We start from the raw sequence: 12,686 nt of genomic DNA on the forward strand, positions 1-12,686 counted from the left end.
TTTGGTGTTCCCCATGATATCAACGGATTTCACCCCTCCACCATGAGTTCCATCTACCTCTCGCGCCCTCAAGTTGTGCCGTTTCGATGCCAGGCTTTGGGTTGGGCCCAAAGATTTAAACATCGACTAACACCACCTCCTACGCACCCTTTACGCCCAGTAACTCCGGATAACGCTCGGGCCTCTCGTATTACCGCGGCTGCTGGCACGAGATTTGCAGGCCCTTATTCTGCAGGTACTCTCATTTTTTTCCTCCCTGCTAAAAGCGGTTTACATCCCGAAGGACTTCATCCCGCACGCGGCGTCGCTCGATCAGGCTTTCGCCCATTGTCGAAGATTCTCGACTGCTGCCACCCGTAGGTGTACGGACCGTGTCTCAGTTCCGTCGGTGGGGAACGCGCTCACACGCCCCCTAGCCGTCATAGCCTTGGTAGGCCGTTACCCTACCAACAAGCTGATAGCCCGCAGGCCTTTCCGAAAGCGGATTGCTCCTTTCGTGTTTCCACAATATCGGGAATTAGCGAACCTTTCGGCTCGTTATGCCCGACTTTCGGGTAAGTACCTACGTGTTCCTACCTCGTCTGCCACTAAACTTACAAAATCTTTGACTTGATGTAATCGCATCTCAAACTAAATAAGTTCCGTTCGACTTGCATGCCTTATCCACGCCGCCAGCGTTCATCCTGAGCCAGGATCAAACTCTCAATAGAAAATCTATTAAGTAGTGATCTGATTTTGCCACGAACTCAGTCGCGTCAAAATCAGGCTCTTAAAGAAATATCACTAGACTCGCTCTGCCGAAGGCAGAGCGACATCTTGTGACGAGTACCTTCGACGGATTTTTGATATTCCATATATATTTTTGGGAAAATATATATGTCCTAAATTTTCAACGTTCTTTCAAAAAATAAATCCGCGACTATTTTCGATAGAGTCAAAAACAACCGCGGAACTACTTACCTTTTCAAAATGTAGCGATTCGTTACATTATAGGCGACCCCTGTTGCTATGTCAACCCCTTATGTGGCCAAAAAGTGCTTGGGAAATAAGGAGTTTTCGCCTTATGACCGTAGGGCATTTTTGATGATCCGCTTGTACTCCCAAGCGCTTTTCCGTATACGACGCTCTTGCGTCTCATAGTTTATCTCGACAAGACCGAACCGAGGGCCAAAACCCTTGTCCCACTCAAAGTTATCCAAGAGTGACCAGTAAAAGTATCCGCGTATGTCAGCCCCCTCATGCATCACACGCTGGAGGACACCGATATGACTATGGATAAACTCGGCGCGCCTATCATCCTTGGCATCCGCGATGCCGTTCTCAAACACATAGAGAGGTTTTTTATAACGAGTCATCGCGTGCAGTACCTGATGAAAACCCTCTGGATCGATAGGCCAACCCATATCCGAATACTGCTTTGTCTTCCGGTCGGAAAAATAATAATTGATACCTACAAAATCTTGGTGATCGCGTACGAGTCGTACAAAATAATGATTAAAGAAAAAATCTTTGAACCAACCACTTCTGCGTGAGAACCAGATAATATTTTGCGTGATACCTATCTCGGCATTTTTATTTTTTTGCTTGATGCGCGCATATGCTTTTTTGTGAGCCACGGCAAGCATATGATTTGCCCTACGATACTGCATAAACGCCCACTTTTTGCCCGGTGGCCAATTGCCCCGCAAGTACCCATGCGTCGTGTACACATTGGGCTCATTGAGTGTAATCCAAAATTTTACATCCGGTAAGGCGTCTGCCATGCGACCTGCAAAGCGCGTAAACTGCGTAGGTGCTTTTTTGCTTGTCCAACCACCTTGATCGCGAAACCAAAGCGGCACCGTCCAATGCCAGAGCGTCACAAACGGCTCCATCCCCCGCTCACGGAGTGCTGCGACCACATCGCGATAATGCTGGATTTCTTTTTCGTCAAACTCGCCTTCTCGCGGCTCGATGCGCGACCATTCGATTGAGAACCGGTGGGCATTATGACCCAAGTGTTTTGCTAACTCAAAATCGTCACGAAACCGATGATAGTGATCAGAGGCAAGACCCGAAGGCATAAGGTGATGCTCGCGCTCAAAGTCTGACCAATCATTGCGTGTATTGCCTTCGACTTGATGAGACGATGTTGCTGCTCCCCAATAAAAAGTTATTTCTTTTTTTGATGTTTTTTCCTCCACACCTCGATGATAGCATGGTTCCCTGACACGAGCTCTTGAGGCACCTTGAGTTTTTTCCCTTTATACACAAAGACTTCTGGTCGCGTGTAGGTTGATACACCCGCGCCCAAGCGCGACTCTTCGAGTGATTCAGCGCTCCCCAAAACACCGTGGATCTGACGAGAAATGGCATCGATCATAACAAGCGCTGGCAACTCACCCCCCGTTAGCACATAATCTCCGATGGAGACTTCTTCGGCCTTGAGTGCTTTTTTGACTCGTTCATCGATGCCTTCATAATGCCCCGCGATAATGACCAAATGATCATATTTCTTGGTATACGCGCGCGCGGATGTATTGGTGAACTGTTTGCCCGCGGCTGATGTAATAATAATGCGTATTTTTTTACTCTTTTTTTTGATGGCACCAAATGCCTTAAGTATCGGCTCCGCGCGCATCACCATACCAGGACCACCACCGTACGGTTTACTGTCTGCGGTGTGGTGTTTGTCGCTCGTAGAATGACGAATATCAATAATCTCAATATTGATAAGTTTGTTTTTTTGCGCGCGCGCCATCATTGACTCGCCTAAATACGAATCAAACGCTTTTGGAAACAATGTAAGGATAGTAAATCTCATAGAATATATGCTTTTAGTATACCACCAAATAAAAACCCCGCAGCTGCGGGGTTTTTATTTTACTATCAACGATTAGAGGTTCAAATCGCTCAAATCGTCCATTACTTTTCGTTCTTGCGGGGGGCGGCGTTCGCTGCCTTCCGGCTCTTCAATTTTGAGAGTGACACGAGCATTGTGCTTCATGCCAACCACACGAAGGAGCGTGCGAAGAGCTTTCGCGGTATTCCCGTTGCGACCGATGACCTGGCCCATATTGGCCGAATTGACTTTGAGAGTGAGCAACACGCCCATCTCGTCAACCTTGCGATCAACTTTCACATCATCAGGATTGTCCACGAGCGCCTTCACGACGAACTCGAGAAAGTGTTTGTCTGCGTTTTCTGACATAGTATGTATCATTCAGTTACGGCGACCTTTTGAACTACTCCCACCGTAACAAAAAAAGGAGCCTTGAGCAAGACTCCTTTTTTATTTGTGCACAAATATTATTTTGCTGCGCGCTTCATCAAGCTCGAGACGGTTTGTGTGATCTGTGCACCTTTTGAGTGCCAATAGTCGATGCGATCGCGCTTGAGTACAATACGCTTTTGGCGAGCGTCATAGTTGCCAAGAATCTCTTGTACCGCGCCTGACTTGGGGGCGCGGAAAGACTCAATCAGAACAACCCGGAATGACGGGTCATTTTTGCGGCCAACTCGCTGTAATCTGATTTTAAGCATGGTGCAATTCTACCCGAAAGAGCTCTTTGCGTCAACCCTCTTTGGCGAACTCTTTTGCCTCTTCAAGCTTCAGCGAGATAACACGAGAAATGCCGTCACCGCTCATAGTGACACCGTATAAAATACCCGCGCGCTGCATAGTATGGCGGTTATGTGTGACAATAATCAGCTGAGTTTTTTGGGCTAGCTGTTCGAGTAAGTCCCCATAGCGCTGCGAGTTTGCTTCATCAAGCGCGGCATCAGTCTCGTCGAGCACCAAAAATGGCGGTGGATTGACCGCGGACATCGCAAACAAAAGCGCTACCGATGTCAGCGCGCGCTCACCGCCCGAGAGCATATCAAGGCTCCGCAAACGCTTGCGTGGGATATCAAGCTCTATCTCAATACCGCCCTCAACCACTTCGCCTATCTCACTGACCTGCGGCGAGACATAGACCAACTTTGCCTTACCACCACCGAATACACTACGAAAGAGCGCCAAAAATTCTTCGTTGATACTTTCAAGTCCTTCGGAAAATTTCTCGTGAAGTTTCTGATCAAGCTCTTTCATCAAAGATTTGAGCTGTCCTGCGGCATCGTTAATATCGCGAAGTTCCCGCGTCAAAAACTCATCGCGTGATTTGGTGTCTTCATATTCTCTAACTACTGAGACATCAATACCCCCCGCCTCTTCAAGTCTGATACGCAAGCGTTCAATCTGGCGCATAAGCTGCGCACGGTCAGCGTCACCTTCAAATGCCTCGGTCTTGGGGAGCACATCTGCCTCAATCTTGAGGTCGCGCATAAAATTGGCGAGTTCGGCATGACGCACTTTATATTTTTCACCTTCAAAATCAAGTGTGCGAAGCTTGGCACGGATAGCTTCCAACTCGCGTTCTTCCGTACGGATCTCATGCTCACGCTCTCGCAGTTCACGCAAGGTATCTTCACGCACCGCGCCTGTCTCCTCGCGCTTTGCGCGAAGATCGGTGACCGTATGCTCGATCTGACGCAGTTCGTATGTCATCTCCTGCTTCTTTTTTTCGAGCGACAGGTCGCCTGCCGAGTCACGATCACCTACCGAAAGTTTCAGAAGTTTTTCGAGACGAACCTTGATATCATTGAGTCCTGATTTGAGCGTCTCAAAACTCTCTTTTTCGGCGATTTCTTTGACAAACAAAAGGGTCTCGCGAAGCTCGCCCGTGATCATCTTTACCGATACTTCCGAGTCTTTTGATCCGGCGCCTGCAGCCAAAAGTCCTTCGATACGACCCAATTCGCGCTCGAGCGCGCGCCTGCGTTCATCGAGCTCGGTGAGCTTTTCTTTGATAGCATCTTTTATCTCGAGCCCAGAAAATGATTTCTCAGCACGCGCAATCTCGCCTGTAAGTTCTTTGATGCGCGCTGATTTTTCACGCAATGATTCTTCGAGTGGGTCACGCTCTACGGCAACATCATCAGTAATCTCGGCGAGAGCGGCGCGTTCGCGTGACGCCCAGAGATACGCTTTTTCTTGTAAATCGATACGATACTCTTCGGTCGCTTTCATCTTCTCTGCCTGCACACCCAAGTATTTAAGATGGGGACGAAGCTCGCGCACCTGTGCATCGATCTGGCGTAAATTGTTTTCCGTCTCACCAAGCTTTCGTTCAGCATCGCGTTTTTTTAAGTGATACTCTTTGAGCCCAAGTGCTTCCTCGATCATCTCTTGACGATCGCGCGGTGATGCCCACAAAATTCTATCTACCTCACCCTGCGAGATGATATGATGTTGGGTTGAACCAAAACCGACAGTGGAGAGAAGTTGGAAAATATCTTTGAGGCGTACCTGCGAACCGTTAAGTAAGTATTCGTTGGTACCATCACGAATCACGCGGCGTGAGATTATGACTTCATCAAACTCGTAGGGAAACTGTTTTTTGGAATTATCAAAAATAAGCTTAGCTTCGGCCTTACCGAGGCGTGCTGCTTTATCAGATCCGTTGAAAATAAGGTCTTCACCTTTTTTACCTCGCAACGATTTTATCGACTGCTCACCCAATACCCAGCGGATGGCTTCTACTATATTGGATTTGCCTGAACCGTTAGGCCCTACTATTGATGTAATGCGCGAGGGAAATTCAAAAACCGTTGATTTGCCAAATGATTTGAAACCCGAGAGCGTAAGACTCTTAAAGTACATACTACCCCCAGCCTTTTTCGCGCAAAGCGTTTTCGGCCGCTTCTACCTCGGCATCTTGTTTGGATAAGCCACTGCCTTCAGCAACAAGTATGGTGCCAAGAAAAGCTCCTACAAAAAACTTCTTTTGGTGGTCAGGACCTGCCTCGCGCAAAACTTTGTAATTTGGCGTAACGCCTACACGGTCTTGCGCTGCTTCTTGAAATGAGCTCTTGGGATCTTTCCACAAGCGTTTTTCTACCACCTCGCCGGTATGTTTTAAGAGATATTTTTGGATGAAATCAGCGCACGCGTCGTATCCTTGATCGAGGTATAGCGCACCTACAAATGCTTCAAATGCGTTTGCCAAAATGTAGTGACGAGCACGACCGGTGTCTTTTTTCTCACCGCGCGACAAAAGCAAATAATCGCCCATTTTCATATCAGCGGCAATGCCGGCTAAAATCTCGGCATTCACGAGTGCCGCGCGAATTGAGGTTAACTCACCTTCCGGCTTATCAGGAAAATGCGCATACAGATCTGCGGTAACCACGAGCTCCAAGACTGCATCGCCCAAATACTCGAGTCGTTCGTTATGACCTAATCGAAAACCAGGGTTTTCGTTTAAATATGAGCGGTGCGTGAGCGCCTGCGTTAAGAGATCTTTGTTTTTAAATGAGATGCCAAGAGTCAATTCGAATGCTACGGGATCTATCATATATTTTCGAGTATTTTGCGAATGTCGTCGTACATTTTTAGTCCGGATAAATCAGCTTTGCGAAACCATTTTGCTTCTACCAACCCACCAGATGCCTTGAGATGCAAATCTTTTTGAGTAGTGGAACCGAGAAAGTATACTACACGCCTTCGCACTGGACCCGCCTCGGGGTCGTGCGCCACATACTGGTTCTCGCAGAGCTGACGCGAGAGTTCGAGATTATCGATACCGATCTCGGTCATTACCGCGCGGCGCGCGCCTACAATATCTTCTTCATCGGCCTGAATGCGGCCTTTGGGTAGTGTCCAATAGCCAAACACATCGTGCACAAACGCGATGTGATCGCCACGCATCACGACAGCTCCCGCACGCCGTTCGAGCGGCAACTTTTCAAGCTCCTCGGGACTATATTTCTTTGAAGTTTCGTCTTTGCCTGGCTCGCCGAGCTCGCGGTATACCGTGCCCAAGACACCGTTGACAAACTTGCCAGAATTTTCCCCGCCGAAAGTTTTCGCGAGTTCGATTGATTCATTGATCGCTACCTTTGGGGGCACCTCCTTGTAATTACCAAAGAGAAGTTCCCAAAGCCCGATCCGCAACACATTGCGATCGACGACTGCTATCTGTGAGAGTGGCCACTCGGGCGCCGCGCGTTCGATAATCGCGTCGAGTTGTTCACGCTTTTCGGCGACCCCCGTGACCAGCGCACGAACAAAACCCGCATCGTCAAGCCCCGGACCAAATTCCTCAAGGTTGCGTACTATAATATCTTCAGCGATTGTTGGACCGGCGCCATTAAAATCCCACTCGTAGAGGGATTGCATTGCGATGGACCGCGCGAGATGCCTCGATGCCATAAAATAGTATGTGTAAGCGTGTAAAAGAACGAAGGTGTGTTGACTTTTCTACTTTTCAGTACGCGCCGTTTCTTCTTGCGCACTGAGTTCTTTTTCTTTTTGTTTGCGCTCTTTTTTGTTGAGCTTACCCAGCACATCGATAATCTGCCGCCCTTGGTAGGTGCCGCAGTTAACGCAAGCGGTGTGTGGGCGAATTGAATAGCCGCATTTCTCGCATTTGGCGAGATTTTGCACCTTGATCGCATGGTGCGATCGGCGATTGCCGGTGTGTGAGCGGGTATGCCGCATCCGTACTGTCATGCAAATAAGACTACCATAACCTCTATTTGAAGGCAAATAGCTTTATCACCCTCAAAATAAGGCTTTTTGACGCGTCTCAAAGTGGACTTGACATATATTAGATAAAGCGCTATAATGCTTTCAGAACAGTTGGGTTAGTTCTGCAATAAGCATCGCCGCGAATGCAGAATGATACTCACTAGAGCTTGCCCTTGAAAAAGAGGCAAGCAGAGGGTTGAAAACCATGAAGGACCCGAGCACGCAGTGCAGCGTCCAGTTTCCGTTTTTGAGAATGATCACCAACAACACCGGCGACGTCGCCGACGGCAAGACCTGATCGGCCGGCGCACGGCGCGCCGTCGATGGGGGTAGCGTGGTCAGGTTCGTCGACTCCTCTTCGTGAGGTGTTCGGCGGATTCTGACATGCCTGCCCCGCAATGTGGAACCTTGGCTCAGCTCGTACCCTTCCCGGCCCCCCTCGGAGTCGCACCATGGGTAAGCTGCGCTTCGTGGCTCCACATGGCTCCCGCGGGTGCGGTCTTCGGATCGCACCCGCGGGCAGTCCGCTCTGATGCATGAGGTGATGACACCATGACGCTTTTGAGGAGTATCGATCACTCCCTTGAGCAACGCCTGCAGTTGAACAAACGCAGGTATCCCAACGGCCGCCGGTCCTTCACCGGCATCAAGGAGCGGCCTTCGAGCCTAGCCCCGGAAGCGTTCTCGTCACCCATGGGAGACAACCAGCCTTAGATGGCTGGGTATCCCAAGCGACATACGACAACGCGAAGTGCGGGGCTCTCGCTTGCGAGGGCCCCGCACTATAATTCAATTCAGTACATTCATAGGAAAATAAAATACTAAGCCATCACGCGCAAGTGAGATGAACTAGTACTTTATTTTCAAAGCACTCCACTTCGGGCGGGCAACGCTCGGGTGCAGAGCGGAGTAGACAAAGCATGGAAGCATCCATGGCTGAGTCCTCCGCTCTTTTAGTTTACAAAGTAATAAAAATATAGTATGATTTTAGACGAAATGAACCTCGTCACTTTTCGAATAGGCGTCGTGGTGTCACACGCCCTGTGTCCCCAGGGAACCCTTTGTTGAAGGCCTGTGCCTGAAACAGCAAGGTTGTGTGAAATTCAGCCGCGACGCGAAGCGTGGAAACCACTGTGCCAGGATGGCAAGAAAAGATGAGTACCGGACATCTACTATAGAATAATGATTTTAATAGTTCCGGGAAAGTCGGATTTTGCTCTCAAGGTGCTCGCGGGGGAAGCGGCCCCCCGTACTTCCCGCACCACGCACTCCCCTTTAGCTCCAGCACCATGGAGCTCTTTTTTTACGCAACAAAACTTTTACAAAATGTTTTGCGATGAATGGCCGAAAGACCGTATTTTTTAATATTTAAAATATGTGCCCTCACTCCATACCCTTTGTGTGAAGCAAAATCGTAGACTGGATACTTGGTGTGCATACGCACCATGGTACGATCGCGCGTCACCTTGGCCATGATGGATGCGGCAGCGATAACGGGAATCTTTTCATCCCCTTTTATAATGCTAATTTGGCGAAATTCGCGCGGCGCGCGTAGGCCCGCGTCGAGCATTATATATGAAGACGCAGGAGAGACTGCGAGCTTAACCAACCCCTTCTCAATCGCCAAGCGCGCCGCATGTGAGATGCCGTGTTTATCAATATCACTCGCCGATATTGATATAACCGCATAGATGAGCTTTTTGTGTGTCTTAATTTTTGAAAACCATTCTTCGCGCCGCCTTACGGTCAGTTTTTTGGAATCACGAATACCTGAGAAAAATGCGGCCGGCATTTTGGCAGGCATCCGTACCAACCCCACGGTCAACGGCCCCGCAAGCGGCCCCCGCCCTACCTCATCGATACCAACGATGTATTTCGGCACACCTTGCCTTGGCTGTCTAGCATTTCGTACCATATCCTTTTACGATACAATTTCACTATGAAGTTCGTCCACCTCCACACACATTCTCACTACTCACTTTTAGATGGGCTCTCAAAAATCGATCAGCTAGTCGCCAAGGCAGTCGCCTGCAAAATGCCCGCACTCGCACTCACCGATCACGGAAACTTATACGGCGCTATCGAGTTTTATCAAAAAGCAAAAAAGGCTGGGATTAAACCGATCCTCGGCATGGAGGCCTATATCGCGCGGCGTGACCTTCATGAGAAAGTATCGGGTATTGATGACAAGCGCTATCACCTTACACTCCTCGCTACCAACGCTACCGGCTGGCGCAACATGGTAGAGCTCGCGAGTATCGCCGCGCTCGAAGGTTTTTACTACAAACCGCGCATCGACAAGCACTTACTCCGTAAACATCATGAAGGCATTGTCGCGCTCTCAGGGTGCATGACGGGTGAAATTCCGCGCGCGCTCTTGGCGAGCGAATCGGAGCGCGCCGAAGACCTTGCGCGCGAATATATCGATATTTTCGGCAAAGAAAACTTTTTTATCGAGATCTCGCATCACCCCGCGATCCCTAACCACGATAAATTACAGACGCAACTTATAGCGCTTGCGCGTAAGCTCGATATCCCGCTCGTCGCTACCCAAGACATTCACTACACCAACGCCGATGATGCCGCAGCGCAAGATGTATTGCTCGCGGTGCAGACAAATACGCGTCTTGATGACGATGATCGCCTGACGATGAAACGAGACGATTTTTCATTTCGCTCGTCTGAAGAAATGGCCGAACTTTTCAAAGACTTACCCGAAGCCATAGAAAATACCGTGCGTATCGCGGAGCGCGTTGATATCGAAATCCCACTCGGTGTTTTACAACTGCCGCACTACGATCTGCCTGATGGCGAGACGGCAAACTCGTATCTTGAAAAACTATGCAACGAACGCTTGCCTGCGCGCTATCCTGACAACGCCGATGTGGCACGCGAACGCCTCGCATATGAATTGGCTGTTATAGAAAAATCTGGATTTACCGAATACTTTTTGATCGTGCAAGATTTTATCAATTGGGCGAAATCAAAAAATATCGTCGTAGGTCCTGGGCGCGGATCAGCCGCGGGGTCACTCGTCGCCTATGTACTTGGTATTACTAATGTCGACCCTATCGGATATAATTTGCTCTTTGAGCGCTTTATGAACCCCGAGCGTATCAGCCCGCCTGATATCGATGTAGACTTTGCTGATACTCGCCGTGACGAAGTGCTCGAATATGTCGCAGGCAAATATGGCCGCGACCATGTAGCGCAAATCATCACCTTTGGTACTATGGCGGCGCGTGCGGCAGTGCGTGATACGGGCCGCGCACTCGGCTATCCATATGACTATTGCGACCGTGTCGCCAAGATGATTCCATTTAATCCCAACCAAGGCCATAAAGATGGGTATCTTAAAGAATGCATCGACATGGTACCCGAGCTCGCGGATTTGTATAACCGCACTGATGACGGCAAAAAATTGCTCGACGCGGCGATGAAACTCGAAGGCGTCGTGCGCCACGCATCTACCCACGCCTGCGCGGTAGTTATCACCAAAGACCCACTCACCCATACTATCCCTCTCCAATACGCCACCGGGAAAGAAGACCAAAAATCATCAATCGTCACGCAGTTTGAAATGCATGCCATCGAAGACCTTGGTATTTTGAAAGTAGACTTTTTGGGTCTTTCCAACCTCTCGATCATTGAAGAAACTTTGCGGCGCGTAAAAAGAATTTACGACAAAGATATCAATATCGATACGATTCCGCTCGACGATCCGAAAGTGTTCAAAACACTTGCCGAGGGCAAAACCGTTGGCGTCTTTCAGCTTGAAGGCGCAGGTATGACGCGCTTTCTCAAAGAACTCAAACCAACCACCATTGAAGACATCGTGGCCATGGTGGCACTCTACCGACCAGGGCCCATGGAACTTATCCCGTCGTTTATCAAGCGCAAACACGGCGAGGAAGTGGTGAAATATCTTCACCCCAAACTCGAGCCGATCTTGGCACCCACCCACGGCATCATGGTGTACCAAGAACAGCTTATGCAGGCCGCGCAAGCCTTGGCAGGATTCTCACTACCTGAGGCAGATACGCTCCGCAAAGCAGTTGGTAAAAAAATCAAAAAACTGTTGGGTGAGCAAGAAAACAAGTTCGTCGATGGCGCCGAACGCACTATTGGCTCGCGGCGCCTTGGCGAAGAGTTTTGGAAGCTCGTCGAGCCCTTTGCACGCTACGGATTTAATCGTTCGCATGCGGTTGGATACGCCACCATCGCGTATCAGACTGCGTATTTGAAAACTCACTATCCGGTAGAGTTTATGGCATCGCTTCTGAACTCTGACGAAAAAAATATTGATCGCATCTCTTTTTTGGTAGGTATTGCCGCGCAAGAAAAAATAAAGATTTTACCGCCGGATATCAACGAATCGCGCGCGCGCTTTTCAGTGACGAAAGATGGCGATATCCGTTTTGGTCTGGGTGCGGTCAAAAATGTGGGGCACAATATCGTCACGCTCATTGTAGAAGAGCGTGACGCGCACGGCCCGTACGCCACGCTTGCCAATTTTTTGGAGCGCGCAAAAACCAGAGATCTCAATAAAAAATCTATCGAGGCACTCGCCAAGTCTGGCGCGCTCGATATCTTTGGTGAACGAAACCAAATCATTATGAATATGGATCGCATCTTGGGCTACGCGCGCGAGGCACATCACGATGCTCATAGCGACCAGACTTCTCTTTTTGGTCTTATCGCTGACCCCAAATCACTACCGCAGCTCAAACTCGAAGCGGTCGAACCCGCCGCACAAGAAGTAAAACTCAAATGGGAAAAAGAGCTGTTGGGTCTGTACGTCTCCGGTCATCCGCTTGAGAAAATAAAACACTTGCAGGCAAAATCACAACCTATTCGAGAACTTAAAGAAAAAATGCCGAAGCGCACGGTCACCGTGTACTGCATGCTCGGTGAGGTCAAGCGCATCCTTACCAAAAACGGCGATCCTATGGTATTCTTGAAATTACAAGATGATTCGGGTGAGATCGAGGGTGTCATGTTCCCCTCTGACCTCAAAATCTACGGCCACATGCTCATACCCGAAGGACTCTTTGCGATACAAGGCAAGATCAACGAACGCAACGGCACGCCCAGCATGATTTGCAATAAAATAGAACCGATTATCGTATAACCC

At 49.2% G+C, this 12,686-nt stretch carries 10 protein-coding genes and 1 rRNA gene; 1 reads left to right on the forward strand and 10 read right to left on the reverse strand.

Annotated features, from left to right (window positions below):
- From AAB417_03860 to AAB417_03905, 10 genes are all read right to left on the reverse strand, one after another.
- Positions 1-710: ribosomal RNA gene (locus tag AAB417_03860) — 16S ribosomal RNA — on the reverse strand; the annotation flags it as partial.
- A 351-nt stretch (positions 711-1,061) separates the two neighbouring features.
- On the reverse strand, positions 1,062-2,183 hold the full coding sequence (locus tag AAB417_03865) for a glycoside hydrolase family 1 protein (protein MEK7631134.1): 1,122 nt from the start codon (positions 2,181-2,183) through the stop codon (positions 1,062-1,064).
- Positions 2,153-2,803 (reverse strand): tRNA (guanosine(37)-N1)-methyltransferase TrmD, encoded by a 651-nt coding sequence (gene trmD / locus AAB417_03870; protein ID MEK7631135.1) that lies wholly within the window; start codon positions 2,801-2,803, stop codon positions 2,153-2,155. Before trmD ends, AAB417_03865 begins: the two co-directional genes overlap by 31 nt.
- 72 nt (positions 2,804-2,875) lie before the next feature.
- Positions 2,876-3,190: a KH domain-containing protein gene (locus AAB417_03875; protein ID MEK7631136.1), complete on the reverse strand. Its 315-nt coding sequence runs from the start codon at positions 3,188-3,190 to the stop codon at positions 2,876-2,878.
- A gap of 98 nt (positions 3,191-3,288) precedes the next feature.
- Complete coding sequence (gene rpsP, locus AAB417_03880) at positions 3,289-3,522, reverse strand: 30S ribosomal protein S16 (GenBank protein MEK7631137.1); 234 nt, start codon at positions 3,520-3,522, stop codon at positions 3,289-3,291.
- 31 nt (positions 3,523-3,553) lie between these two features.
- Positions 3,554-5,683, reverse strand: coding sequence for an AAA family ATPase (locus tag AAB417_03885; GenBank protein ID MEK7631138.1), 2,130 nt, complete (start codon positions 5,681-5,683; stop codon positions 3,554-3,556).
- 1 nt (position 5,684) lies between these two features.
- On the reverse strand, positions 5,685-6,377 hold the full coding sequence (rnc, locus tag AAB417_03890) for a ribonuclease III (GenBank protein MEK7631139.1): 693 nt from the start codon (positions 6,375-6,377) through the stop codon (positions 5,685-5,687).
- Positions 6,374-7,234 (reverse strand): transcription antitermination factor NusB, encoded by an 861-nt coding sequence (nusB, locus tag AAB417_03895; GenBank protein ID MEK7631140.1) that lies wholly within the window; start codon positions 7,232-7,234, stop codon positions 6,374-6,376. The genes rnc and nusB overlap by 4 nt, the downstream gene beginning before the upstream one ends.
- A 48-nt stretch (positions 7,235-7,282) precedes the next feature.
- Entirely contained in the window at positions 7,283-7,534 is a 252-nt protein-coding gene (rpmF, locus tag AAB417_03900) for a 50S ribosomal protein L32 (protein MEK7631141.1), read from the reverse strand.
- A gap of 1,321 nt (positions 7,535-8,855) precedes the next feature.
- Positions 8,856-9,467, reverse strand: coding sequence for a ribonuclease HII (locus tag AAB417_03905; GenBank protein ID MEK7631142.1), 612 nt, complete (start codon positions 9,465-9,467; stop codon positions 8,856-8,858).
- A 24-nt stretch (positions 9,468-9,491) separates the two neighbouring features.
- Between AAB417_03905 and AAB417_03910 the strand changes: the two genes are divergently transcribed.
- Complete coding sequence (locus tag AAB417_03910) at positions 9,492-12,683, forward strand: DNA polymerase III subunit alpha (protein MEK7631143.1); 3,192 nt, start codon at positions 9,492-9,494, stop codon at positions 12,681-12,683.
- Positions 12,684-12,686 lie beyond the last annotated feature (3 nt).

This window comes from Patescibacteria group bacterium (assembly GCA_038064855.1).
Lineage (GTDB): Bacteria > Patescibacteriota > Minisyncoccia > Ryanbacterales > GWA2-47-10b > SICQ01.